The organism is uncultured Nostoc sp., assembly GCF_937863485.1.
In the GTDB taxonomy this organism is placed as follows: Bacteria; Cyanobacteriota; Cyanobacteriia; order Cyanobacteriales; family Nostocaceae; genus Nostoc.
Genome location: NZ_CALMFY010000185.1, coordinates 44,646 through 69,626 on the forward strand (window position 1 = coordinate 44,646; position 24,981 = coordinate 69,626).

Annotated in this window: 21 protein-coding genes; 14 read left to right on the plus strand and 7 right to left on the minus strand. The window is 41.7% G+C overall.

Annotation, left to right across the window (positions count from 1 at the left end; translation table 11 throughout):
• Positions 1 to 2: 2 nt before the first annotated feature.
• Positions 3 to 1,775 carry a multicopper oxidase domain-containing protein gene (locus Q0541_RS24755; RefSeq protein ID WP_298916911.1) on the minus strand — a complete coding sequence of 591 codons (1,773 nt, stop codon included), beginning with the start codon at positions 1,773 to 1,775 and terminating at the stop codon, positions 3 to 5.
• A gap of 1,082 nt (positions 1,776 to 2,857) precedes the next feature.
• Between Q0541_RS24755 and ribA the strand changes: the two genes are divergently transcribed.
• From ribA to Q0541_RS24785, 6 genes are all read left to right on the plus strand, one after another.
• Entirely contained in the window at positions 2,858 to 4,588 is a 1,731-nt protein-coding gene (ribA, locus tag Q0541_RS24760) for a GTP cyclohydrolase II (protein WP_298916913.1), read from the plus strand.
• Positions 4,589 to 4,681: 93 nt separating this feature from the next.
• Complete coding sequence (locus Q0541_RS24765; protein WP_298916915.1) at positions 4,682 to 5,662, plus strand: zinc-binding alcohol dehydrogenase; 981 nt, start codon at positions 4,682 to 4,684, stop codon at positions 5,660 to 5,662.
• Between the two features lie 5 nt (positions 5,663 to 5,667).
• Positions 5,668 to 6,045 carry a 6-carboxytetrahydropterin synthase gene (locus tag Q0541_RS24770; protein WP_298916917.1) on the plus strand — a complete coding sequence of 126 codons (378 nt, stop codon included), beginning with the start codon at positions 5,668 to 5,670 and terminating at the stop codon, positions 6,043 to 6,045.
• The gene (locus Q0541_RS24775; RefSeq protein WP_298916919.1) at positions 6,029 to 7,099 is read left to right on the plus strand and encodes a glycosyltransferase family 4 protein; all 1,071 of its coding nucleotides are present in this window, start codon (positions 6,029 to 6,031) and stop codon (positions 7,097 to 7,099) included. Before Q0541_RS24770 ends, Q0541_RS24775 begins: the two co-directional genes overlap by 17 nt.
• Positions 7,100 to 7,101: 2 nt before the next feature.
• Positions 7,102 to 7,977 (plus strand): hypothetical protein, encoded by an 876-nt coding sequence (locus Q0541_RS24780; protein WP_298916921.1) that lies wholly within the window; start codon positions 7,102 to 7,104, stop codon positions 7,975 to 7,977.
• Between the two features lie 31 nt (positions 7,978 to 8,008).
• The gene (locus Q0541_RS24785) at positions 8,009 to 8,734 is read left to right on the plus strand and encodes an HNH endonuclease (RefSeq protein WP_298916923.1); all 726 of its coding nucleotides are present in this window, start codon (positions 8,009 to 8,011) and stop codon (positions 8,732 to 8,734) included.
• A gap of 135 nt (positions 8,735 to 8,869) precedes the next feature.
• Here Q0541_RS24785 and Q0541_RS24790 read toward each other — a convergent pair whose 3' ends face one another.
• On the minus strand, positions 8,870 to 10,879 hold the full coding sequence (locus tag Q0541_RS24790) for an amylo-alpha-1,6-glucosidase (RefSeq protein ID WP_298916925.1): 2,010 nt from the start codon (positions 10,877 to 10,879) through the stop codon (positions 8,870 to 8,872).
• Between the two features lie 466 nt (positions 10,880 to 11,345).
• Here Q0541_RS24790 and Q0541_RS24795 point away from each other — a divergent pair, with 466 nt between their 5' ends.
• Together Q0541_RS24795 and Q0541_RS24800 are read left to right on the plus strand one after the other, a co-directional pair.
• Positions 11,346 to 11,600, plus strand: coding sequence for a hypothetical protein (locus Q0541_RS24795; protein ID WP_298916931.1), 255 nt, complete (start codon positions 11,346 to 11,348; stop codon positions 11,598 to 11,600).
• On the plus strand, positions 11,554 to 12,462 hold the full coding sequence (locus tag Q0541_RS24800) for a hypothetical protein (RefSeq protein WP_298916934.1): 909 nt from the start codon (positions 11,554 to 11,556) through the stop codon (positions 12,460 to 12,462). Before Q0541_RS24795 ends, Q0541_RS24800 begins: the two co-directional genes overlap by 47 nt.
• A gap of 340 nt (positions 12,463 to 12,802) precedes the next feature.
• Here Q0541_RS24800 and Q0541_RS24805 read toward each other — a convergent pair whose 3' ends face one another.
• On the minus strand, positions 12,803 to 13,300 hold the full coding sequence (locus tag Q0541_RS24805; RefSeq protein ID WP_298916937.1) for a quercetin 2,3-dioxygenase: 498 nt from the start codon (positions 13,298 to 13,300) through the stop codon (positions 12,803 to 12,805).
• 378 nt (positions 13,301 to 13,678) lie between these two features.
• Between Q0541_RS24805 and Q0541_RS24810 the strand changes: the two genes are divergently transcribed.
• Positions 13,679 to 14,947 carry a GAF domain-containing sensor histidine kinase gene (locus Q0541_RS24810; RefSeq protein WP_298916940.1) on the plus strand — a complete coding sequence of 423 codons (1,269 nt, stop codon included), beginning with the start codon at positions 13,679 to 13,681 and terminating at the stop codon, positions 14,945 to 14,947.
• A 214-nt stretch (positions 14,948 to 15,161) separates the two neighbouring features.
• Here Q0541_RS24810 and Q0541_RS24815 read toward each other — a convergent pair whose 3' ends face one another.
• Positions 15,162 to 16,208 carry a low specificity L-threonine aldolase gene (locus tag Q0541_RS24815; RefSeq protein ID WP_298916943.1) on the minus strand — a complete coding sequence of 349 codons (1,047 nt, stop codon included), beginning with the start codon at positions 16,206 to 16,208 and terminating at the stop codon, positions 15,162 to 15,164.
• Between the two features lie 1,456 nt (positions 16,209 to 17,664).
• Positions 17,665 to 17,838: a hypothetical protein gene (locus Q0541_RS24820; RefSeq protein WP_298916946.1), complete on the minus strand. Its 174-nt coding sequence runs from the start codon at positions 17,836 to 17,838 to the stop codon at positions 17,665 to 17,667.
• Between the two features lie 40 nt (positions 17,839 to 17,878).
• Here Q0541_RS24820 and Q0541_RS24825 point away from each other — a divergent pair, with 40 nt between their 5' ends.
• Positions 17,879 to 18,661, plus strand: a complete 783-nt coding sequence (locus Q0541_RS24825; protein WP_298916949.1) for an ATP-binding cassette domain-containing protein — start codon at positions 17,879 to 17,881, stop codon at positions 18,659 to 18,661.
• Positions 18,662 to 18,787: 126 nt separating this feature from the next.
• Complete coding sequence (locus tag Q0541_RS24830) at positions 18,788 to 20,227, plus strand: MlaD family protein (protein WP_298916954.1); 1,440 nt, start codon at positions 18,788 to 18,790, stop codon at positions 20,225 to 20,227.
• A 171-nt stretch (positions 20,228 to 20,398) separates the two neighbouring features.
• On the opposite strand, the gene Q0541_RS24835 is transcribed toward Q0541_RS24830, so the two are convergent.
• Together Q0541_RS24835 and Q0541_RS24840 are read right to left on the minus strand one after the other, a co-directional pair.
• Positions 20,399 to 20,995, minus strand: coding sequence for a TetR family transcriptional regulator (locus tag Q0541_RS24835; protein WP_298916957.1), 597 nt, complete (start codon positions 20,993 to 20,995; stop codon positions 20,399 to 20,401).
• 59 nt (positions 20,996 to 21,054) lie between these two features.
• Positions 21,055 to 22,053 carry an aldo/keto reductase gene (locus tag Q0541_RS24840; protein ID WP_298916960.1) on the minus strand — a complete coding sequence of 333 codons (999 nt, stop codon included), beginning with the start codon at positions 22,051 to 22,053 and terminating at the stop codon, positions 21,055 to 21,057.
• Positions 22,054 to 22,251: 198 nt separating this feature from the next.
• Here Q0541_RS24840 and Q0541_RS24845 point away from each other — a divergent pair, with 198 nt between their 5' ends.
• The 3 genes from Q0541_RS24845 (at position 22,252) to Q0541_RS24855 (ending at position 24,562) form a co-directional block, all read left to right on the plus strand.
• Positions 22,252 to 23,412 carry an aminoglycoside phosphotransferase family protein gene (locus tag Q0541_RS24845; RefSeq protein ID WP_298916963.1) on the plus strand — a complete coding sequence of 387 codons (1,161 nt, stop codon included), beginning with the start codon at positions 22,252 to 22,254 and terminating at the stop codon, positions 23,410 to 23,412.
• Positions 23,409 to 23,969: a DOMON-like domain-containing protein gene (locus Q0541_RS24850; protein WP_298916966.1), complete on the plus strand. Its 561-nt coding sequence runs from the start codon at positions 23,409 to 23,411 to the stop codon at positions 23,967 to 23,969. The genes Q0541_RS24845 and Q0541_RS24850 overlap by 4 nt, the downstream gene beginning before the upstream one ends.
• 131 nt (positions 23,970 to 24,100) lie before the next feature.
• Positions 24,101 to 24,562, plus strand: a complete 462-nt coding sequence (locus Q0541_RS24855) for a hypothetical protein (protein ID WP_298916969.1) — start codon at positions 24,101 to 24,103, stop codon at positions 24,560 to 24,562.
• Positions 24,563 to 24,981 lie beyond the last annotated feature (419 nt).

The following is a 24,981-nucleotide window of genomic DNA, read 5'->3' on the forward strand; positions in this document are numbered from 1 at the left end:
TCTCACTTTTTCGCGTTGCTCCCGTTCGATGTAAGTTGGCTTTTCCCATTGACCTCAGTAACCAAGAAATCGAGTTGGTGGATATGGAAGGCATGATGAACTGGTGTTGCATTTACAAGAGTCCATTCTTCAATATCACCCTGCCGGACGACTGTATCAAACTGGTTCTCATCGTATATATTATCGTTGATATAAAACTCTCCTCCTCTGGCCGCTTTATTCTTATTGGTAAAATTTTGCGTGAACGTGAATGGACGTTGGTGGCTTGGTAGTATCGACATCTTGGCTAGCTGCTCAATACTTGGTAAATCATCCAACTTATCTTGTGGTTTTTGGCTCAGTAAGTATTCTTCTAAAGCATCAACATCGTAGTTTACTTGCTCACCCTCAGATGAAACTGTTGCTACTGTGGGATTCCCTGAGAAGGTTGCCCGACTAGGAGGTTTTGGATCAGGGTCATCTTTTTTTAGTGGTATTGTGTCTGTGTTCAAAACCTCGGTTGAGACTAGATTGTACTTTTGTCCCGATGGAGGTCCAATTACTAGTACCTCAACTCGATTACCAGGCGCTAGCAGAATCGGCTCTTTTTGTAAAAACGGCGGATTCACAATGTTGCCGTCGCGTGCCAATATGTACAAAGGACTTGTATCACCTGTTGACTTTTGTAGCGACAGATTTATGTAATTGTCTGCGCCAATATTGCCAATGCGCCAGAACTGAACCTCTCCCGGTCTAATAGTAATGTTGGGGTTGACTAAACCGTTCAGGGTGTAGCAGGCGTATGATAAAAAATTGCCATCCTTAAGCTGCTCCTTAAGCTGTAAATCCTTAAACAAAAGCACTCTCTCAGTGAGACTAGGCTTAAGCTGCGGCAGAATTCCCTTAATAGTGGTGTCATCAGGTTGCTCAATGTCCTTAACAATCTCCTTAACAAGGTTAGGCTTATCTGGCTTCAGGGGAATTCCATTAATAATGGGGTAATAGTTCTCAATGCCTTTAATAATAATCCCACCTGACATGCCACTACTAACCTGTGAGTCGCTATCATCGTGGACATGCGGATGATACCAGAACAGCCCAGGTTGATGATTCTCCGGGATCACGAAGTCCATTGGGTCGCTTTGTCCAGGACGAATGTGGGTAAGTACATCATCAGCATGTTCGGTTGCCGGTACATTGAAACCATGATAATGAAAATTAGTATCTTGCGGAGCGCTTCCAGTCCATTGACCAGTCAATTTATTGTTCAGCTTCAGCTTGATAGTATCACCAGGCGATACCCGTAAGACTGGTGGCATGTATTTGCCTGATTTATCGTCCCCGGTCTGGTAGAGAGCAAGCCTCTGGTTGTTTGAGTCAGTCTGAAATTTCGGATTGTTCTCGGCTGTCTTTCCGTCATATGTTGCTTGATACCTGCTTTTGAAAGTGGCGTCTCCGAGGGTGAAAAACTCTGGATTAATAACATTTAAAGTTGCGTTTAATACATGATTGCTGTGGCTGTCTATGTAGTCCAGACCCAGATTTTTTTGGAAGTCTACCGGCTGATTAGTATTGGGACAATTTCGCGGCTGTGGGGGAGCCTCGCCTAGCTGTGGGGCACCTAGCCTTGGTTTACGGAGTTGCGCTTCTTGCTGTCGCGCTTGCTCTCGATACTGCGGAGGAGTATTCCTCAAGTCAAAAGCTATTACTTTCGCTGGAAACGTGCTTATAGAGATGAAGATGCCTGCTAAAATCGTGAGCAGCAGCTTATACAGAAACTGAGATAAACGTTTCATAACTATGAGTGAGTTAAATCTTTACAAAAGTGAGATTACAAGCCCCTAGTACCGCAAGGCGGAAGTCAAAAGTCAAAAGTCAAAAGTCAAAAGTCAAAAGAATTGTATTCCAAGCTCTTGCACTATTTGAAATGGTATGTTTATTTACGCCGCGCTGTACTAGATTCATCCGTGGGGATATTTTAAGTTCTGGTTCTTCAAATGGGATTGTTATCAAAATGAGGAGTTCACGCCGTGTGCAACTTTTTCTCAAACCTAACCCCCAACCACAACGCTATAAGGGTTGGGGAGCAAGAATCAAAGCCTCTCAGAAGTGGGGGAGAGGAATGGAAGGGGGGTTCTAAGAATAAGTTGCACATCGCGTGAGTTCACTATTCAAATATTATTAAGTTACGGTCAGATACTCTGCTGTGTCTCTCTTATTTATCTAACAAGTGACATCATATCCACATCTTGTGCATATATGACAACCTGTCATATGAATAAATATGACAGATAAAATTTGAGAGCTTATACAAAAATCATGAGATAATATACAAAATTTGACCATTAAAAAAATCTCGTTAATCTTTTTGCTTATCTATGGAATATGGTATTCTCACAGCAGGAGGATCTCTGGTAGCCGAAGCTTTTTGGCAAAGAAAATAGACCAAGCTAGGCGGATCGCTTGTCAGGAATTATGGCAAGCAGATGTTCTGTCTTTAGAGGATGTTTTAAAATTCCAAGAAGGTATAATTGTTACGTTCTGACTGGGTTGACTCCGACAAAAAATCAATATTTTAGCCATGTGCTGAGATCCAATGCAGTGTTAACAATGAGAGCAAAAGATCCTTTTAAAACATCCTTTTAGTCGTAATGCTTCTAATTTGGTATTGGGGTTATATTCTGCTATTATCAGCAGTGAGTTTAATTGCGGATTTTGAGCTATTAATTGTCAACAAAATTGCCAGTAGTGAGGATGCAAAAGAGGAGGTTGTGTTGTCAGAAATGAGTGGAATGGTAAATTAAGAAGTTGAGGTGCTGCTTAATGCAATGTAGCGCCCCAGCTAGTTAATCTAAACACCAAAATATTGTCATAAATTATGAGCGACCTAAAACCAATTACCGAAAGTGCATTTGCAGAAACTGTAGCGATCGCCAAATTACCTAGCGAATTTGGTCAGTTCAAAATTTATGGCTACCGTAATACTCTGGACAACTCAGAGAACGTTGCGATCGTCAAGGGTGAACCGACAAAGTTCGACAACTCGGTAATGGTAAGAATACACTCAGAATGCTTAACAGGGGATGCCTTGGGTTCTCTGCGCTGTGATTGTGGAATGCAGTTGCAAATAGCACTGAGGATGATTGATAAAGCAGGTCAAGGGGTGATAATTTATTTGGCGCAAGAGGGAAGAGGTATTGGTCTGTTGAATAAGGTGAAAGCCTATTCTTTGCAAGATTTGGGATTGGATACAGTCGAAGCAAATGAACGTCTGGGATTCTCTGCTGACCTCCGAGACTACAGCATGGCGGCGCAAATACTTAAGGATTTAGGGGTGAATCAAATTCGCTTGATTACTAATAATCCTCGCAAAATTGCTCGTTTACAAAACTACGGTATTGAGGTAGTCGAACGTATTCCCTTAGCGATTGAACCCAATGATTACAATTTAAATTATTTGACGACTAAGGCAAAGAAGCTGGGGCATCTTCTAAAAGTGAAACATCGGCAATCTCTAGCAATAAATGCATTGAAAATTGATGAACATTTAGAAGATATTTGGCCAGCATTACTAGAATGCAAGGAGGTTATGAGAAATGAACCTCCCCAACTTAATGAATATTGGGCTTTTTTTGGTAATGCAAAAAGTCCGTGGAGTTTCCAAAAACTTTATAACAAAAAGATCCCTAATATTCCAGAAAGTGATTTCTTGATTATTATCGATTTTCCAAATGATTTCTGTCAAAACTTGAATTTCGCAAATCAAGTATTTTCTCAAGTAGAATCTGCCATCGTATTCAAAAGCGGCTCCCCTTTTAAAAGCGATATCGTGCAAGATGCCCAATGTTTTAAAGGAATGTGGAGCAGCAATGGATGGCAAACTTTTTCCTTATATATAAGGCTTTTAGTTGCTCAAAGAGAAGCTTACCTAGAAAAGCGTCCTTTTCTGATGGCTCACTTGGCACAATCTCTTGACGGCAAAATTGCAGCAGTCAATGGAAACTCTCAGTGGCTCAGTAACGAGGCTAACTTGAAACATGCCCATCGTCTGCGTGCCCTTCATGATGCCGTCATGGTAGGAGCAGTAACGGCAACACTCGACAACCCTAAGTTAACGGTTCGTTTAGTACCTGGCAAGCATCCAACTCCTGTGATTATAGAAGGTCAAAACGATTTGAGGGTTGATGATTTGCAGATGATGGCGCTTCATGAAAGAGTGATTGTATTATGTCCTCAAGAAAAGCAGTATCGAGTACCACCACAAGCAGCTAAAGAAAAAATTTTAGAGCTTCCGATCTTTTCAACAAAAGATTCTCAAGAAAGACCCGTTTTAGCTCCCTCAGAAATTTTAAAGGTTTTATATGAAAATGGCATTTCTAGTATTTTTTTGGAAGGTGGAGGACAAACTGTATCCTATTTCTTACAAGCTGATTGCATAGAGCTACTGCATCTCCATTTTTCTCCTTTGATTTTGGGTTCTGGACGGTCGAGTTTCACCCTTCCAGTTATAAACTCGATCGACGAAGGACTCCGCTTTAAAATGAAACACTTCGATCTCGATGGAGAAATTCTGGTGGAATTGCTCCAAGATAAGCAGTCACGCATTTAATTTGCTCGTTGAGGCTGATCAGGAAGTCAGAGAGATGAATTGTTTGTGCTCTTGCTTAAGACTACGCAATTAAAATGTACAACAGCTTTAAAGATGTCTACAAATTCTCGAGCTTATGCCTACTGGTTAGTCTCTCCTAGCAAGGGTGAAATTAGAGAAACCTCAGTCACGCCGTCCCTTAAAGATCCTCTATTTTTGGACACGCTTTACAGTGGGATTAGTCCGGGTACAGAACGGCTGGTAGGTCTAGCAAAAGTCCCCCAAGAGTGCTGGGAAACGATGCGCTGTTGGTATATGGAAGGCAGTTTTGCCTTGCCTTTAAAGTACGGTTACAGTCTTGTTGGTCAAGCTGATGAAGGTTCCAACCAGGGGAAACGATTTTTTGTCATGCATCCCCACCAATCGAGAGTCGTCGTCGAGAGTTCTGATGCTTTAGAGTTACCAGATTGGTTACCTAGCAAACGGGCGACTTTAATTCCTAACACGGAAACAGCCTTGAATGCGGTCTGGGATGCCGAAGTTAGTCAGGGCGATCGCATTCTAATTGTTGGTGCAGGCATTATCGGTATTCTCATTAGCTTTGTCCTCAGCAAAGAGTATGGTATTGGAGCAGACTTTTTAGAACAAGATAAGCAGCGAATTCAATACTTAGAACAACTACCCTGGTTGCAAAATTCCCGTTTAGCAACCGACTATAAAGAAGGCGATTATAATATCGTTTTTCATACCAGTGCTTCTTCTTCTGGACTTCAAAGTGCAATTAATGCTCTGGCTTTTGAAGGTCGCTGTATCGAACTGAGTTGGTACGGAACACAATCGGTTTCCTTGCAATTAGGCGGTTCCTTTCATTACCAACGCAAACAAATTATCGCTTCTCAAGTTTCTGCGATCGCTAAACCCATGCGAAAGCTGATTGACTATCGCCAGCGCAAAGAACGGGTTTTGAGCTTGCTTGCAGATGCAGCTGTCGATATTCTTCTTGAACCTGTGATTTCTTTTAGAGACTTGCCACAATTTATGTCACAGTTATATCAGCGTCAAGTGCATCCAGTTTCGCCATTAATTGAGTATTAAAAATAATGTTTTCTGTTGCAGTAAAAGACCACATTATGATTGCCCATAGCTTCCAAGGGGAAATTTTTGGCCCCGCTCAAAAGCTACACGGAGCAACCTATATAGTTACGGCTGAATTCAAAGTACCTCAGTTGGATAAAGATGGCTTAGTAATTGATATCGGTCAAGCGATCGCAATTCTCAAAGAAGTTCTAGAACCGTTAAATTATCAAAATCTGGATACTCTTGAACAATTTAAGGGGGTAAATACAACGACGGAACACATGGCTTATTATATTCACCAGCAAATTAGCAAACAGGTCAGTTCTTTTTTCAAAGGCTCTCTCAAAATTATTCTGGAGGAAAGTCATATCGCTTGGGGAAGCTATGAAGCTGAGGTATGAAGCGACCGCGCTCCATTTTATTCAGCCTCAATTGAGTCATGTATCAGGAGGCTCGATTTACAATTTAGAAATTGTCAAACGCCTAGAGGAGGAAGCCAGAGGCAAGAGATTTTTTCACGCCTTAAATAGCCCTGTTACTGAGTTGATTGAGCGTTTCAATGCTTTGCCTTCTAGCTGCACCTTTGTGCTTGATGGACTCTACTTGACAATTCCTGAATTCAAAGCTTCTGTTGAGAAATTTAGTCCCTATATCCAGCGGATTTACCTGATGCTTCACTATCTTGAATCGAGGAATATCTACTACTCAAATCAGGAAAAGGAAGCCCTCTGGATTAGCGAGAAACTATGGCTAAAACTTGTAAATGGGATTATTGTTCCCAGCTTGCAAATGCAAGATTATCTTTCAAGTCAGGGCATAGAAAAAGATAAGATTACAGTAGCATTTCCAGGGATAGAAAAGGTTCAAGTGTCCCGTTTGTCTCATCCCAAGAAGCTTTCTGAAAAAGAGCCGATAAATCTGATTACAGTAGGAACATTTTCTCAAGGCAAAGGACAACTTGATTTAGTACAAATGTTAGCCCAGATGCAGGTGAAAAATTTTCGGTTGCATTTGATTGGTGATTATGAACAGAATGCCAGTTACACAGAGGAGATTCTGGCGATAATAGAGCGATCGCTTCTTCAAGATTGGATCATTTTACATGGCTACCTTCCGCAACAGGCCATGTTTGACTTGTTCCCCCAATGCGCTCTTTATCTCTCCCCATCTACCTATGAGAGTTACTCTATGGCTACCGCTGAAGCAGTTGTTCACGGGCTACCCGTATTAGCTTATGCAACGGGAGCAATTGTTGACTGGATTGAGGATGGTAGCAATGGCATACTAATTGAGCCAGGTAAGCAGGAGCAGTTTTTCAAAGCACTCACAAGGCTGCTTACAGTGCCTAATGAACTCACTCAGTTACAGACAAATGCTTTGGCTCACATCGGTAACCTATCTTTTAATTCTTGGGATAAAACTTATCGGGATTTTTTACAAGCATTTAACAAGTGACAATGAATAAAAACCAAAAATTAGCTCAATGGCTAGAACATCGTATTTCTTATGATGCTAAAGCGCGTAACTTAAATGTAGAAACAAGCTGCCAAGAATATCTCAAAAGGCACAAAAAGCTTAAAATTATTGATTTTGGAGCAGGTACAGGAGCTAACTGCCGCTACTACTTTAGCAAAATTTCCCAGGAGCAAGAGTGGTTTCTAGTCGAACAAAATCAAGAACTTTTGGAAATCGCCCTTGAAAAGCTAATCGTCTGGGCGCAGGAAAATGGATATGAGTCACAATTGCAAAACTCAAGATTGGTCTTGACAAATCAAGTTCATAAAATTACCATCTACAGAATTGTCGGCTCTATTTTGGATCTGGAAAATCTGATAGACTTAAATACTTTCGATTTAGCTGTCGCCAATGCAGTGTTCGATTTGTTTAGCGAAAAGCAGTTTCAGACACTACTCGAATGTTTAAAAAAGTACCAATTGCCGATGCTAGCTACTATTAACTATACTGGCATGAATTTTATTCCTCAAACCGATAACGATTCGGACTTTATTAAATACTACCATCACCATATGCAGCGCCATCAAGACTTCGGCAGGGGGATGGGCCCTGAGTGCGGTTCCTTTATGTGGGAAGCAATGAAGGGTATTGGGATGAAGGCATTACAAGGAGAAAGTCCGTGGGAAATCAGTAACAGCGATCCTGTCTTTCTTGAGTTCATCTTAGGGTTTATGGAAGAATCGATTCCAGAAATTATTGAAGAAGTAACTTTGCAGGATGAGTTAAATACCTGGTTGCTTGAAAAAGAACAGATGATGTCTCAAAAAAAGCTTAGTTGTAGCGTCGCGCATCAAGATTTTTGGGGTTACTGGCAGTAGCTAGAGAGTTTTCAAACTTCTATTTTATATTATGGCATTTAGTGAAAAAACGAAATTGCTTGCAAAGCAAAAGTCGGCATTTAGATGTTGCTTGTGCTACAAGCCTTTTGTCGAGATACATCATATCATTCCTCAAGCTGATGGCGGCTCAGACAAGCTAGATAATTCTGCACCTTTGTGCTCTTCTTGCCATGACCTTTATGGAGGTAATCCAGAAAAGAGAAGAACAATCCGCCAGATGAGAGATTACTGGTGGGAGTTGATAGAGAAAAGAAACAATAATCTCACAGAGTCGCTAAATTTAGACGAGTTTTGTGAAATTAAATCTGATAAAAACTGGGAAGGTGTACTCCACTCAAAAGGAGTTGCACTTTATCATGCAGTGTTTGAAGAGGAAAATTTTGAAAACAGCGTTTATCATATCCATAGGCTGCTCAAAAGTGCTCAGGATACTAGTCCTAACAAAAAAAGATTTCTTTATATTGACATTGATGGTCATAGAAATAAAAACGGTGGGTTTGACCATGATATGTACGAGCTTCAACGATATTTTCTCTTAGGGTTTATAGCTCCATATCTCACTGAAATTCATCTGCCTTTGGGAGTTATCAAGAACAAGAAAGCACAGAAAAATAATGTGCCTGAAACTCTTGAAATCATTGATAAACTTGATCAAGATTCTATCAACCAGGCAATTGATAAAGGTATATCCAGTATCTGGGTTGCAGATAAAGATAAGCTGATGAAGTTTGAGTGATATCGACTGGTTAAAGATATAAAAACACATTGGAGCGGACGGACGAGAGATTTTGATGGAGATGCTGAGATACTCTTTCACCGATCAATTTAGCTGTTAAACCGATACTTAAGTCCTGAGTTATTATTCCCCGCATCAAATCTCTGTCGCCAACCAAGCACGCAAAACCTCTGCCACTGTCCACGCTTGGGCAATACATCCCCGTGGAGTCATCGGGGCATCTCCATCAAAAATCTCGCTGAGACTACCAAGACCGTGTGCAGTGAGATGATTAGCCATTGGTTCCAAAAATTGACGAGCCTGCTCAGGATTTTTGTAGACGCGCAGGTGTGCTAGGATAAACGGCCCCAACAACCAACCCCAAACTGTCCCTTGGTGATAAGCTCCATCACGTTGATACTGATTGCCACCGTATTTACCATGATATTGAGGATGATCAGGGGCAAGCGATCGCAGTCCATGAGAGGTCAGCAGCACTCGTCCGCAAGCTTCCACAACACTCCTTTGCTGGGCAGGTGTTAACGGACTTTCTGGTAATGAAACAGCAAAGATTTGGTTAGGACGTAACGCCGAATCATCACCATCAGGACTGTCTAGAACGTCATAGCAATAACCTGTCTCGTCATTCCAGAAGCGAGAAAATCTATACTGAGCACGGTCTGCCATTGCCTCATATTCTTGATGTGGTTTACCAAGCTGACGGGCAAACTTTGCCATTGTCCGTAAAGCATTATACCACAGGGCATTAACTTCAATCGGTTTGCCAATTCGGGGCGTAACTACCCAATCATCAACTTTGGCATCCATCCAGGTCAGTTGTACACCTGCAACGCCTGCATAAAGTAAGCCATCAGCTGGATCGAGGTGGATGTTGTAGCGTGTACCGCGACAGTGCCAGTTAATGATGTCTGCAAGTATTGGAAAGAGTTCACCAAGCAAATTATCATCGTCTGTAGAACTGTAGTAGGCACGGACTGCTTCAAAGTACCAGAGAGTGGCATCAACAGTCTTATATTCTGGTTGCTCACCCGCATCCGGAAAGCGATTCGGCAACATTCCTTGGTCTACGTATCTGGCAAAGGTGCGAAGAATTGAGCGTGCTACCTCTGGGCGACCAGTCGAAATTGTCAAACCAGGTAGACTAATCATTGTGTCGCGTCCCCAGTCGCCAAACCAGTGATAACCAGCGATGATGGTTTTACCGTTGGAGTCTTCTGGTACTGGTCGGTTAACAATAAACTGGTCAGCAGCTAGTACTAAATGGTTGATCCAGCTAGGTGATTCCTTAGTGTTGAGGGGTCGGTTGCTATTCCAAAGTCCTGTTAACTTCTGCTCTTGAGCGCGACGCAACTTAAGTGCAGCTTCGCCATGCAAATCTGGTTGTTTTTCTGTGCTGGCTACAAATGCGATCGCTTCCCCAGGATTCAGTGTAACTTCAAAAGTGGCAGCGTGGAGATGGTCTTCTTTATCTCTCAATCCCCGATAGCGTTCAACTGCCAAGTCAAAGCCATAATACCAATTGTGGGCAACAGATGCACTACCGCGTAAAGCGTAGCTATCGCCTTTAGGCAAATCGCTCAGTAGATACAGTGGTACAGCGCCCGAATAAGCAGTTACACAAATCCCCTGTTCCACCTGCTCAACAGACATCTGCCAGCCGTTGCTTTGAGTATCGCCGTGATAATCGCGGTAGTTGACCATTGCTTTGAGCGTCAACTTCAGCGGTTGGGTGGCACGACGCAGAGTATATTGAACATAGGTTGTGTTAGCGCCTTGTTGCATCCACACCCGTTTTTCTAATAAGGCATCAGCAACAGCAAACCGCCATACGGGTATTGTGTTTTCCAGAGAAAAACGTTCAATATGTTGATAACCGTGGGGACTGACAGTACCATCTGCCCAACGATTGGTGTGTAGAGAATAAGAGCGAGTATCATACAGGACAGTTTCATCTAGTTTTGCCAGCAGCAAAGTGCGACCCAGAGGTGGTTTCAATGCCGCTACCAGTAGTCCGTGATAGCGGCGGGTCAATAAACCTGCCACAGTTGCAGAAGCGTAACCACCAATGCCGTTAGTAACTAACCACTCCCGCGATTCTGCGGTATCGAGATTGCCGCAGATTTCCCGCCCAAATTCTATACACATAAATCAACACTTTATTTTGGCGATCAATATTTGGATTATCGATTATTAATCCTCTACTGTGCTAAGAGTTGATAATAGCGCAATTTTCCGTTAATCCCAAAACCGGGCTTTACAACACCATAGCGATCGCACTCACCCTAAATTAAACACAAGTGCGATCGCATATTCAACATTTTTCTCGTATTTGCTGTTTTTTTTATACCTTAATATAATGTTTAACAATAGTTGATGAACTTTACAAAACCAAGCTAGACAGATATTCACAAGGATTTACTAAAGAGAAGCTGAAAATGCCCTGCAAAATATGACACATTGTAAAGTAAAGCACAGCTAACAAGTGCAAACGTACTATAATTTTCCATAAATGGCTTAAGCCAAAGTAAAAATCTATATAAGTTACACCAGTGAGTGAGGTATATAAGAAATAGGTATAGACTAAGAGTAGGTTGTCAAGTAAGTAGCTTCCGTGGCTAACTCTAAGTCTCCAGATTCGAGCAATTCAGAACAACAGATTGACGAAACAATCTGTCAAATCGCTGAGGTTACTAATAAGGTTATAAACATCCTCACTAACAGTACAGAATTTGAAAAATTAGAATCTGATAATCTAGATTCTCATAGTCAACAAGCTGAAAAAGACCAAGTAGAACGAAGAAAGACGTTAGAGGCTGAAAATGACAGAAAACGGCAACAACTTGCTCGGAAGTGGAAACGTTACTAATCTAAGGCACTTCATTTACTTAGATAGAAATCGTCTTTTCTCTTATACTGCTCAAGTTTCTGATGGACTGCCACAAGTGCGACATCTCTTAGAGAGTATTAATGAAACTAATATAGATAACCCAATTGAAAATTATACAGAAGAAGTTCGAGAATCTTCAAACGAAGCGGAGGGTAGTTTAGGAGCAAAAGGGTTTGTTGGTGCTGTTACTGGTAAAAGAAATAATAAAAAGAGTCAAAAGAAAAGCCTTAAAGAAGGAGGCTCTACTGTAAAATTTGAGTCTTTACAAACCTTATCTCAAGATAAAGCGGAACACGATAATCTTTATTTAGTGTTAGAAAAAGATTTAATTGATGCTGGTTTATTATACGAAGTCGTAAAAGGAGGCTTATTTCCGCAACCCTGCCCCCCTCTGGTCAAAATCACTGGAGTAGCACGCTTCTTTGATTGGGAGTCAGTAATTAAAATGTTGGAACAACCTGATATTTTGTGGAGCACCTTTAACCAGCAAGCGCGTCTGGCTTGGGGTAATGATAGAAATAAGCTGAAAGTTTTCGCTCAACTGACTCGAACCTTTTATATGGGTCCATTAACTATTAGTATGCAAGTTAATGGTTTAAACCTATGTGCATCTCTTGAGCCTAATCATCTTTGTATGACACTTAATCAACTGAGAGCAGGATATGTACTTTCAGGCGATGTAGAAGTCACCATAGTAGGATTTACTCCTAAACGGGCATTTAAATCAACTAATTTTCCTGGCATTGTTGGGCAGTTTGACCCAAAGGATTTGTTTCAAGCTTTTTTAGGACAAGTTGATTTAATGATTGACCCTGTAGCTATATATGGAGAAGTAATTTAGTCTAGCTGTATTTATTGAACGGAATAGTTCTGAGATAACACCTAATACCGTTTATCTACAATCTGCATTGTGTGACTATCAGCATCTCTCGCCAAAAAGCCCTTTTTAAATTCCAAAGAAGAAAATTATTCTTTTAATGGTTTTGTGTGATTGCAGATTCATAATTTTGACATACCTGATTTCTTCTAAGCATTACTTAATACTGAAAAGCCTGGGGAAAAGCTGATCAGATAATTTGGCAAATTCCATAATTCCAACAATAGGAATTTCTTGATTCTTCTCAGACTTTCCAGCACTGTTGTTTGGTGTATAAGTGCGATCGCACGCAAGTTCTATTGGGCTATACCTGCGAAGATTCAGCAGACGGCAGAATAATCTCAAGACCGTATCTTGGAGCAGCTGCCAAAATTTTTTCAATGTCTGTCGGACTAAGGCTAGGTAATTGCGTCTTCTCTGAGACTGGCACACCTACTTCCATAAAAAACTTCTCTAACCCTGCTGGTGTGACCCAACACAGCAATTTTGCTGGCTGTGAGCCGATATTTGTAAACCTATGAAGTTGACCTTTAGGAGAGTGAAGAAAGGTTCCAGGAATTGCTAATATAATCTGCTCATCAAGCTGAAATTCCAATTCTCCCTCTTGAATATAAAAGGCTTCATCTTCATGACGATGAATGTGGGGAGGTGGACCGTTTTGTGGTTGAACAGTAATTTCAATTAGAGCATAAGCTTGACCAGTTTCTTCACCTACCGCCTTAAAGGTACACAAATCCTCAAACACCCAGTATGAGGAACCTTGTCCTGGTTGCTGTAATATTCCTTGCAAATTGACTGTCATGGTGATTTCCTTTTGAGATGTTTTCTATTATGGATTTCTCAGCAAAATCTAAATTTTCAGCCTGTAAGTACTTAGACAGAAATAAACGTAACCATATTATCGTGAATTGAGCAGATTGAAGTCAAGCGATATCTACAACGGGCTATGCCTACGTAATGCTCTGAGATTGTTTGACTTTACTCACAATCACACCACTTATTCTTGCCTATCTAATTGTTGTATAAATTTACATTTAATCAAGTAAAAATTCATCAGTTTGTTGTATGCAAATAGCATATGTCTCTAGTAAAATCTTTCTATCAAACTAGTGCAGCGTGGCCCAAATAACTATCCAGTTGATTTTTGAAATTATTTTTATAACTCATGCAATAGGCATCCATGAGCAAAACCAGTGATGACGAAATATTGTTGCACAACCAAACTTGGCAGCGTGAGCGGCAAATTATAGCACGTTTGTCTTCTTTGAACTATCGAACTGGCGAACTGGGTAGCTATTTGCACAATATTGCCTGCGGAGTCAGCGAACTTATTGGAGTTGATTGGACAGTTGTTACCTTTTGCCAAGAGGGATTTGAAACTGTTCTAGCGAGTAGTCTTGAAATGGGCGAGGGCGAACATGTTTATTCACTACATAATTTACTAACTGGTACTGTTATCCAAATGGGTCACTCATTAGCAGTAGAAGATGCTCAAAAACACCCAGAGTATGGACAGGCTCCAGAAGGTTATTGTGCATATTTAGGGATACCATTGCGGACTGCTGAAAGTGAAGTGATTGGTACTATCTGTTCATTTAATCACCAACCACGTGATTTTAAAAAAAAAGACATTCAAATTGTGGAATTGTTTGCTGAACGAGCTGCAACAGCAATTGAAAACTATCATCTTTATCAACAACAGTGCCAATTTAATCATATTTTAGAAGCTGAGGTTGAAAAACGCACCGCAGAATTACGAGCCGCCCAAGCCAAGCTTTTAGAACAAGAACGATTGGCAGCTATTGGGGAATTTGCTGCCATTATTGTACATGAAATTCGTAATCCCTTGACTACAATGATTATGGGATTAAAGTATTTCCGAAAAACCATTTTGACTGAATCTGCTCAAGAGCGATTAGCATTGGCACTGAGCGAAGCTAGTCGTCTGGAACGTCTGCTGAATGAAATTTTGCTCTACGCCAAGCCCCAAGTGTTACAGCTTTGTGAATTGGACGTGAATCAATTCATTCATGAGTTGCTGGTATGCATCCGGCAAATGCCAGAAGCTCTAGAACGACAAATTGAATTTATTCCGATTTTGCCTACGATAAAAATTTTGGGGGATAAGGACAAACTTAAACAAGTATTTATCAACATTGTCCGCAATGCTTGCGAGGCAGTTGTAGCAGGAGATGTTGTGAAGTGGAAAGTAGACTGTTCGCATCCAGATAAAGTCTGCATTCATGTCCACAATGGCGGCGAACCAATTCCATCAGAAGTTCTCGCCAAGCTTTCTGTGCCATTCTTCTCCACAAAACCTTGTGGCACTGGGCTAGGACTTGCTATTACCAAACGCATCGTCAATGCTCACAATGGTGAACTGTTAATTTCTTCTGACCTCTTGACAGGTACTACCGTGAGTGTTCAATTACCTGTAGTTCTTCAATGAAGTTTTGATTGATATCAATGCCAGATTTTTGCAAGAAATATCATCAATAATTATTAAAAGATATTACAAAAAACTTTCCTCAGCAATCAAAAGTGCAGTTGAAATTCCATGCTAAGTAAGGACTTGCATTGTCAGTTATGACTAATTGTGTTCGCCTAAGTTGAGGCAGTTTGAGGATTACTGTACTTGTTTGATTAATTTAGATTTTTTCTATTTAATTTTTGGAAATAGTTACGTTTTTAATATCACTAATTAACTCATCAATCCTTGATTTAGTTGTGTTCCAAGAACACATAAAACGTACTCCTCCCACACCAATAAATGTATAAAACTGCCAGTTCTTTGCTTTTAAGGTGTGAATGACTTGTTCAGGTAATTTAACAAACACGGCGTTGGCTTCTCTAGGAAACATCAAGTCAACACCTTCTATGTTTAATAGTTGATTTTCTAAGTAATCAGCACATTGATTGGCATGTCTGGCATTTTTTAGCCAAGCACCAGTTTCCAATAAACCCAACCAGGGAGCAGAGATAAACCGCATTTTTGAGGCTAGCTGACCTGCTTGTTTGCATCGATAATCAAAATCCTCTGCTAGCTCTTTGTTGAAAAAAAGAATGGCTTCACCCAATGCCATTCCATTCTTTGTACCACAAAAGCACAACACATCGACTCCAGTTTTCCAAGTAATTTCAGCAGGGCTTTTATTCATCGCAGCAACTGCATTTGCAAAACGAGCGCCATCCATATGAATCTTTAAATTATACTTTTTCGCAACTTCTTTAATTTTCAAAAGTTCATCAATAGAATATAAAGTTCCTAATTCAGTTGATTGTGTGATGCTAATAACCTTAGGTTTAGGATAATGAATGTCAGTACGTTTAGTAACAATAGCCTCTATCGCCTCTGATGTTAACTTGCCATTTTTACCTTGAGCAAGTAATAGTTTAGAGCCGTTAGATGCAAATTCAGGTGCCCCACATTCATCTGTTTCTATATGAGATGTTTCATGACAAATGACGCTGTGATATGACTGACAAAGGGCAGCTAAAGATAAAGAATTTGCAGCAGTACCATTAAAAGTAAAAAATACTTCACAATCAATTTCAAAGAGTTCTCGAAAATAGTCTGTGGCTTTTTGAGTCCATTCATCATTTCCATAAGCTGGAACACTACCTTGATTTGCCCTAATCATATATTCCAGCGCTTCTGGACAAATACCAGAGGAATTATCACTTGCAAACTGCTCTAAGTTGCTACTCATAATCTCTATTTTGATTTTTTTCAGTAATTGTTATAATATTAGTGAATAACTTTGGCACTTGCCAACTCCAAGATTGACAGAGATGCTATTAACCTCTCAAATTATCTAATAACTCTGGTAATTATAAGAACTTGGAATAAGTAAGTAGACAAAATTAAATGTAAGATGTGATTGCGAGCTGCACGAAGTGAAGCGTAGCAATCTCAGTCTTTGCGATTGCAACTTGACCAGACGCTACCGCGAACACTTCGTACCCTACGGTAAGGCTGCGCCAACGCAATGACAAACTATCTTATATTTATTTATATCCATCTACTTAGTAGTAAATTAAATGTTTATTTAGCCCTACTTAATCATTCGTGAACAACACTATTTCTGACTTATGTAAAAAGTTGGCAATCTGAAAACTTTGATTTTTAAAACTTAAATATAGTTGCTATATCTTACATCAACCTGTTAATTAGTTTTTGTTGTCGGAGCTTTTCTATGAGTAGTTATAGCACAATACAGTTCAGTTAAGGATAATTGTAGATTGAGTTGAACGCAGACGCCGGAGGCAGCTTAAGGCAGTTTTCCTGTATTTGAACCACATCTGTTGTAGGGGCGCAAGGCCTTGCGCCCCTACCGCGTGGTCTATTTACTTCTCCCTACAGCCCTTCTCCTAAAAGAGACGCTCTTGCATTCGGGCATCCTACGCCAGGCGCTAGTACCGCAAGGCGGAAGTCACTCATTCAAAAGTTAGTAGCTTCTTTGCAGAAGTATGCGTAGTGTGTCGTTAGAGAAGAACGCCTTTCCTTCGGAACGCTTGTCTGCGACACGCTTCGCGTTCGCGAACGCGAAGCGTCTTGTAAAGCCTGCGGCATAGCAACTCTTAGAGACGCTTCGCGTTCGCTTAGGGCGCAGCCTCTCCAAGAGTTGAGAAGAAAGGGAAGCTTTCACATATGATTTAGGATTGCTATATATGACTTTGCTGATGTCTACAGAAGACTGAAGTCATAGTTTCCCTTTACTGAGACATTAAATTACTACGGTGTCTTCGTCAGCTTTGTATTGAGGGAATTCTAGGACTTAAACATCGCAAATCACTAAATATTATGCTAAAAAAATAAAGTTTGCTAATCAGAATGCTAATCATATACTTATAATGTACCATACAATGCTCTACCAATAACTATGACATCACTAATTGGGCATATTTGTCCTTTGTTAGTTGTCATTAGTCATTTGGATATTTTGTACTGACTAATGACTCTTTGTGTAATGCTCCTTCTGGTGCGTCCGCTATGCGTAGCAAGATCCCTATAGGGGTACGTCGCTAACGCCCTTCTCCCAAAGGGAGACGCTTTTGCGTTCGGGTGACGCTCGTGAGGCTCATTCTTGGCGTCTCCCTTTGGGAGATGACTGGCTCTAAGCGAATGCAAGAGCGTCTCTAAGAGTTGAGAAGACAGCCAGTTCCCTACAGTGGGTGGGAAACCTGCCTACTGTAGGGAACAACAGCAAAGTCGAACAGGACTGGACTCACCAGTTGCTCATCAGGGTAAACCACGCCAGTTGCTTCTTTGGCGCTAGCCCCTCCTTTGGGGAAAATCGTAGCTTGCTTCTTTGTAGGGGTACAAATTGGGGAATCCACCCAAGCCACTGGCTCACCAATGACCAATGACTAATAACTAATGACTGAACCATTGATTGAACTGAAAGGTGTTTCTAAGTCCTTTGGTAGCCATAAAGTTCTAGATAATGTAGACTTGACCATTTACCGGGGAGAAGCACTGGGGATTATTGGTCCATCAGGGACTGGTAAATCAACAATTTTACGGGTAGTGGCGGGGTTACTTATTCCCGATGAAGGAGAAATTTATGTGCAAGGAGTGCGGCGAGACGGTTTGATTGAGGATGGTGGCCAGCAAGTTGGCATTGGCATGGTGTTTCAGCAGGCGGCGCTATTTGATTCGCTGACGGTAGAGGAGAATGTGGGATTTTTACTTTATCAAAATTCAAAGCTACGGCGATCGCGCATTCGAGATTTGGTAAAAGAAAAATTGGAGATGGTAGGTTTACCAGAAATAAGCAATCTCTACCCATCCGAACTTTCCGGGGGAATGCGAAAACGGGTAAGTTTTGCGCGTGCGATTATGTCTAACCCTGATAATCCCTCAGAAGGTCCAGAAGTTCTACTATACGACGAACCAACAGCTGGACTTGATCCCATTGCCTCAACAGTAATCGAAGATTTAATCCGCTATTTACAATGTTTACATGGAGTTTGTAGTACTTATGCCGTTGTTACCCACCAACACAGCACTATCCGCCATACAGCTGATAGACTTATATTTCTCTATGAAGGTAAAGTGCAGTGGCAGGGTACAGTTAGTGAAATCTACAATACAGAAAATCCGTTGATCAGACAATTTATCAGTGGAAGTGTGAAAGGGCCGATTCAAGTCGTCGGCTAGAAACTTAAAAGTGAAGAGTTAGGAGTAGAGACGCGATTAATCGCGTCTGTACAGGAGTTATGAGTTAAATTCGACTTATAACTCCTCACTCCTAACTTTTTATTGGTTGTTGGTGGAGGCAAAAAAATGCGAGGACTTATGAGAAGCGGCTTCGCGTCTGGGCGAACATTTAGAGAAGGCTCTGTGGGGTTGTTACTCCTGTTAGGACTGGGAGTATTTGGGTTACTCTTTCTGTGGTTACATAGATTTACTGCTCCTGGTCGTTCATACAAAGCTATTGTGGAATTTGCTAACGCTGGCGGAATGCAAAAAGGAGCAACAGTTCGCTATCGAGGCGTTAAAGTAGGAACTATTTGGCAGATTCAACCAAAAGCAAATGCCATTGATGTAGAGATTGAAATTGCCCAAGCTGACCTAATTATCCCCCGGAATGTAGTGGTGGAAGCTAATCAAAGCGGATTAATTAGCGAAAGTATTATTGACATCACACCAAAAGCAACGTTACCTGCTGGGGTTGTGCTTGCTAAACCCTTAGATAAAAATTGTGATAACAGCCTCATCGTCTGTAATGGCTCTCGGTTAAAAGGTCAGGTTGGGATTAGTGTTGATGACCTAATTCGCAGTTCAACTGACCTAGCTGCTGCATACAATAACCCAAAATTTTATAGAAATGTCAATAGGGTTCTAGAAACTACTACAGGCGCAGCATCCAGTTTTACTGAGCTAAGTCAGGATTTACAAGGTTTGACCAAAAGCTTGCGACAACAACTAAATACATTTTCAGCCACTGCTAATTCAGTGCAACGAGCGACAAACCAACTTAATTCATCCGCGAATCAAACACTAAATAAATTTGATACAACTGCAACTCAAGCAAGTCGTTTGCTGAACAACCTGGATAATCTGTTGACAACAAATCGTTCTTCGCTGGTTGGCGCTTTGAACAATATCACCGAAACCAGCAACCAACTGCGTGTTACAGTCAGTAGCCTATCACCAACTGTGAATCGATTGACTCAAGGACAATTACTCAACAATTTAGAAACTCTTTCAGCAAATGCAGCACAAGCCTCAGCTAATTTACGCGATGCTTCTAAAACCTTAAATGATCCAAAGAATGTGGTGCTGCTGCAACAAACTTTAGATTCAGCACGGGTAACGTTTGAAAATAGCCAAAAAATTACATCTGATTTGGATGAATTGACAGGTGATCCTAGTTTCCGAAAAAATTTGCGGCAATTGGTGAATGGTCTAAGTGGTTTAGTATCTTCTACACAACAGATGCAGCAACAAGTGCAAGTTGCTACGACTCTAGATTCAGTAAAAGTTGCTGTGAGCAAACCAAAGAATCTAATTCCTACCCCAGCACCAACCCAACAGGCGATGTCTAATGACAAGTCCTTACCCGTCTACATAATTAATCCCTTACCTGCTAATTTTGTCAGTACCGACACCAACCTTGAACCAACCCCCAGTCCGTCTATGCCTAACTCATCCCAAGAAGACCTCTTGAAGCAGCTGCGGGAGTATAGCAAACAACGGGAGCAACTGGAGACGGGAAAATAGGCAATACACTTGATAATACATAACCACTTCCCCTAAAGGGGATGGAAACATTCTATTTAGTTGTTCCTGTTGGAGCAGGCTAACTAGGTGACAATACATAACCACTTCCCTTATGGGGATGTTTCTATCCCCGATCGCGTGCGCCTGCTTTCAACCAATGCTGACAAGCATCTAAACGATTAACTCACCCACCACAAGACCAGCAAGTACCAAGCGCCATACTTGGGCAAAGTCTGTATCGATGTCTGGATCACTCCATTCGGATGCATGAGCTGGATGGTGAAACCGAACCGTCGCTTGCAAGACTGCCTTCGCCACTACCTGCGGATCAGCCACCCTAAACTCGTTACTGGAAATACCGCTCTCGACGATCGCAGCTATTTGCTTTACCAGTTCATCAATGTGAGCTTGAACCACCCCTCGCGTCTCTTGAGCGAGCGCTGAATAGGTTGCAAACAACTCTGGCTCGTTCAGGACTTTTTGACGTTTCAGGGTTATGAGTTGCTCAAACCATCGCCGCAACCGTTCAACGGCGGAACCCTGCTCTTGGGCGATCGCTGCTAGCGGTGTGGAAACCCGATGCAGCCACCGTTCTGCTACTGCATCGCGCAGGGCAGCCTTACTGGGAAAATGCCGATAAATCGTGCCGTGGCTCACTTCTAAAAAGCGAGCCACATCCACGACTGTTGCCTTTGCCAGACCGTAACGACGCAAAACCTCTTCCGCCGCGTCAAGAATCCGCTCCGGTGTCAAAGCTGAATCATTCATGCTAGGGATATTTTATCTCTTTTCACTATCCAGCATGAATCATTCATGCTAGGGGTATTTTATCTCTTTTCACTATCCAGCATTGCCATTTGTTCTGGAGCATAGCGATCGCCAGCCACGGCATCCAGTGGCACTGCTGCCTCAATTTGGGCGAGTTCATCCTCGCTTAAGTGCAGATCCAGCGCACCCAGCGCTTCATTCAAGCGATCGCGACTTCGTGCTCCAATCAGTGGTACAATGTCGTTCCCCCGCGACAGCACCCAAGCAATTGCCACTTGAGCAACTGTCGCACTCTGTTCTTGGGCAATCAGGCGAAGGGCTTCGACTAGCAACAAATTGTGATCCAGATTTTCTCCTGAGAAGCGGGGCAGATTTCCTCGATAGTCTTGCACTTGCTCAGAGCGTTCTTTCGACCAGTGACCGCTCAACAACCCCCGTGAGAGGACTCCATAAGCGGTGACAGCAATGCCCAATTCCCGCACTGTTGGGAGGATGTCATCCTCAATGCCACGAGTCAGGAGCGAATATTCGATCTGAAGCCAGGCGATCGGATGAATCGCATGAGCACGTCGAATTGTCTGTGCACCCACTTCAGATAAACCAATCTGGCGAACATATCCAGCTTTCACCATTTCGCTAATCGCCCCAACGGTGTCTTCAATGGGCACCCTCGGATCGAGCCGGGCTGGCTGGTAAAGGTCAATGTAATCGGTTCCCAGTCGTTTCAATGTATAGGCAAGTGAAGTCTTCACGGCTTCAGGACGACCATCGAAGCCAATAGAGTTGCCGTCAGGCGATCGCAGCGCCCCGAATTTAACAGCAATGAAAACATCTTCCCGCCGCCGTCCTGCTAGGGCTTCGTGTAGCAGCAGTTCATTGTGCCCCATGCCGTAAAAGTCGCCTGTATCCAGTAAGGTAATGCCTGCATCAAGCGCTGCATGAATTGTTGCAATACTTTCTTTGCGATCGGTTAGGCCATAAACATCAGACATGCCCATACAGCCAAGCCCAACTGCCGATATTGTTTGACCGTTTTTTCCAAGTTGACGCGACAACATAGCAACCTCTCCACTGTGGTGATAAAACTATAATAATCAATCAAATGACAAAAATCAATATCTGTCATTTAATACTTGCTTAAACCATCCAACACCGTGAGCATCTGTTGAAGCAAGCCTGCAATTTGACTATTTGTCGGATCTACTTATCAGCCTAAAATCTTCATAGGTGAGGAGTAATGCAGGTTAAACACGAACATGACAGAAGAATTTAATACACAGGGCGCAGAAAATCTAGTTGCGATGCCTTCTCTACGAGAGGCTTTGCCAACGGCGGGCGCAGCCATCGCTAACCAATTTGCCCAATGGGGGAAGGTTACAAACGTTAAAGCATTTGGAAGTGGTAATATCAATGACACCTTTTTGGTAACTCTAGATTCCTCAGAAGAAGAACATTTTGTCCTGCAACGCATCAACACACAGGTGTTTCGTCAGCCCCAACTGATTATGGAAAATATGCGTAGCTTCACTGAGCATGTTCACAAACGGTTACAGCACATACCCTTGAATCGTCGCTGGGAAGTGCCACGCGTACTGTTGACCAAGGATGCTCAAGACCACTGGAGGGATGCAGACGGCTCCTTTTGGCGAGCGATTAGCTTTATTGAAGGCTCCCAGTCCTTTGATACTATGCGCGATCGCTCTCACGCCAAAGAAATCGGTTATGCCTTGGGGATGTTCCATAATCTAATCAGCGACTTGCCACCAGAAAAACTTGCTGACACCTTAGAAGGATTCCATATTACACCGCTTTATCTCCAGCATTACGAAGAAGTGTTGGCGAAAACTAGTGTGCGTAAATCTGCTGAAGTTAATTATTGCTTACAGTTTGTTAGCGATCGCCAAACCTTTGCACATATCTTAGAAAATGCCAAAGCTGAAGGCAAGCTACCTCTGCGTTTGATGCATGGTGATCCAAAAATCAACAATGTCATGTTTGACACTGCTACCCAGCAAGCCGTCAGCATCATAGACCTCGACACTGTTAAACCCGGTCTGGTACATTACGATATTGGCGATTGCCTGCGATCGGGTTGCAATCCTACTGGAGAAGAAACTGAGAATTGGGAAAGTATTTATTTCGATACTGATCTGTGTCAGGGAATCCTCAAAGGTTATCTCTCGGTGGCAAAGGCATTTCTTACTGAGAATGATTATGCCTATATTTACGGTGCAATTCGTCTCATCGCCTTTGAACTAGGACTGAGGTTTTTTGCTGATTATTTAGCAGGAAATATCTACTTTAAAGTCAAGCACCCAGAACATAATTTAGCAAGAGCGATCGTCCAGTTTAAACTTACCGAAAGTATTGAATCTCAAGAAACGCAGATTCGTAACATTATTAAAGACATGAAATGAACGACCAGACATTTTCCCTGCAACCCTTTCCTTCTAAAAAATCCCTGCCTAATTTGAAAATTGTAGGCAATATCGCCCGAAATGGTAATAAACTTGCTATCCGCTATATGCTTGAAGGCGACTTAAAAGAAATTGCGTTGGCAAAGCCTACCGGAGGTATCGCTCCACTATCAAATACACCATCACGCAAGCATGAACTGTGGAAAGACACCTGCTTTGAGTTATTCTTTGGCATCAAAGATTGTCAACGGTATTGGGAGTTTAACCTCTCCCCCGCCGGACACTGGAATGTCTACCACTTTGATACCTACCGTCAAGGAATGCAAGAGGAAACAGCTTTTACAATACTTCCATTTAGTGTTCAGAATCAAGCCGACGGTTTAGCACTTGTGTTGGAGGCCGATTTGAATAAAATTGTCTCAGCAGTCCAAGAAATTGAAGTTGCCATTACTACAGTTATTAAACATAGAGATGGTGAGGTGACTTACTGGGCGTTAACTCATCAAGGTGCAGAGGCTGACTTTCATTTGCGGGATAGTTTCATCGTTGAGTTGTGAGAACACCTCTTTACAGCAAACCGTGTATTTCGACAACATGTAGTTAATAAATCTAAACTTTATATAGACTTGCATAAATTTTCAACTCACACCCGATGAATCTATGTATATTTCAAGTAAACGTACTAAAAATGTACTTCTTAACTTTTTCGTTGAACTTCGATAGAGACGCAGGCTTAGAAGCGGGTCGCTTGTATTTACGTCATCTTGAAAAGGGTACGTTACAAGTTTGGGTAGCTACATCAGCTACCGCCAGAAAGCAATTTTCAGAGAGCTTTCATCAGAAAGGAAGTATGATACCACCTGAGTACAGAGTACTGGAACTAAAATTTTGGACTGTTAATACTAAACCTATCTCAATGAAAGAGAAAAAAGGTGTAGAAGGCAATTTTTACCAAATTCTTCCATTTGAAGTCAAGACTAATAAAAGAGGTGTAACAAGCGATTTTGGTATTCATAAAGATGCTAATGTTCCTGGCTCAATGGGATGTATTGTATTGACAGCCGAACGGTTTCAGGGATTTGAAAAAGAAGTCACTCAATTAGCAAAAGAGGGAAAAGATTCTATACCGCTCTTTGTCACGTATAATTAAAACGAATATATGAGGTAATGGCATGTAGATAAGCAATTATCGGTCTAGATTGCCATTGCCTCGATTCGACAGTTTTGAAAGTAAATTGCGATCGCATTTATTTAGAATCTGAACTGGTTGGTGCATTACCCATAGCTTAGATCAGCTTTTAGGTACGTTTCACTCAATATTGGGACGAGATGATACTTCACCCAAGGAGCTATAGCAAAGATTAAAGGCAATTTTAAGAATTATACCTGTTTAAAATCGCCGCTTGAATATTTTAAAAGTGCGATCGCACTAGCAGGTAGAAAAAATTAGGCTAAATATCTCAACCATAGCGATATTTACACATTTACACATTCATGCTTGTAGCTTCATCACTTCTATAGCAATCCTAAATCATTTGTAAAAAATCACAGTTGTTGATACTCTGAACA

Excerpts from the sequence above, each read along its gene's own strand:
- Q0541_RS24840 (WP_298916960.1), bottom strand. The coding sequence starts at position 22,053 with ATGTTGTCGCGTCAACTTGGAAAAAACGGTCAAACAATATCGGCAGTT.
- Q0541_RS24815 (WP_298916943.1), bottom strand. The coding sequence starts at position 16,208 with ATGAGTAGCAACTTAGAGCAGTTTGCAAGTGATAATTCCTCTGGTATT.
- Q0541_RS24785 (WP_298916923.1), top strand. The coding sequence starts at position 8,009 with ATGGCATTTAGTGAAAAAACGAAATTGCTTGCAAAGCAAAAGTCGGCA.
- Q0541_RS24780 (WP_298916921.1), top strand. The coding sequence starts at position 7,102 with ATGAATAAAAACCAAAAATTAGCTCAATGGCTAGAACATCGTATTTCT.
- Q0541_RS24850 (WP_298916966.1), top strand. The coding sequence starts at position 23,409 with ATGAACGACCAGACATTTTCCCTGCAACCCTTTCCTTCTAAAAAATCC.
- Q0541_RS24770 (WP_298916917.1), top strand. The coding sequence starts at position 5,668 with ATGTTTTCTGTTGCAGTAAAAGACCACATTATGATTGCCCATAGCTTC.
- Q0541_RS24825 (WP_298916949.1), top strand. The coding sequence starts at position 17,879 with ATGACTGAACCATTGATTGAACTGAAAGGTGTTTCTAAGTCCTTTGGT.
- Q0541_RS24765 (WP_298916915.1), top strand. The coding sequence starts at position 4,682 with ATGTCTACAAATTCTCGAGCTTATGCCTACTGGTTAGTCTCTCCTAGC.
- Q0541_RS24855 (WP_298916969.1), top strand. The coding sequence starts at position 24,101 with ATGTACTTCTTAACTTTTTCGTTGAACTTCGATAGAGACGCAGGCTTA.
- Q0541_RS24805 (WP_298916937.1), bottom strand. The coding sequence starts at position 13,300 with ATGACAGTCAATTTGCAAGGAATATTACAGCAACCAGGACAAGGTTCC.
- Q0541_RS24810 (WP_298916940.1), top strand. The coding sequence starts at position 13,679 with ATGAGCAAAACCAGTGATGACGAAATATTGTTGCACAACCAAACTTGG.
- Q0541_RS24775 (WP_298916919.1), top strand. The coding sequence starts at position 6,029 with ATGAAGCTGAGGTATGAAGCGACCGCGCTCCATTTTATTCAGCCTCAA.
- Q0541_RS24790 (WP_298916925.1), bottom strand. The coding sequence starts at position 10,879 with ATGTGTATAGAATTTGGGCGGGAAATCTGCGGCAATCTCGATACCGCA.
- Q0541_RS24755 (WP_298916911.1), bottom strand. The coding sequence starts at position 1,775 with ATGAAACGTTTATCTCAGTTTCTGTATAAGCTGCTGCTCACGATTTTA.
- Q0541_RS24800 (WP_298916934.1), top strand. The coding sequence starts at position 11,554 with ATGACAGAAAACGGCAACAACTTGCTCGGAAGTGGAAACGTTACTAAT.
- Q0541_RS24845 (WP_298916963.1), top strand. The coding sequence starts at position 22,252 with ATGACAGAAGAATTTAATACACAGGGCGCAGAAAATCTAGTTGCGATG.
- ribA (WP_298916913.1), top strand. The coding sequence starts at position 2,858 with ATGAGCGACCTAAAACCAATTACCGAAAGTGCATTTGCAGAAACTGTA.
- Q0541_RS24835 (WP_298916957.1), bottom strand. The coding sequence starts at position 20,995 with ATGAATGATTCAGCTTTGACACCGGAGCGGATTCTTGACGCGGCGGAA.
- Q0541_RS24830 (WP_298916954.1), top strand. The coding sequence starts at position 18,788 with ATGCGAGGACTTATGAGAAGCGGCTTCGCGTCTGGGCGAACATTTAGA.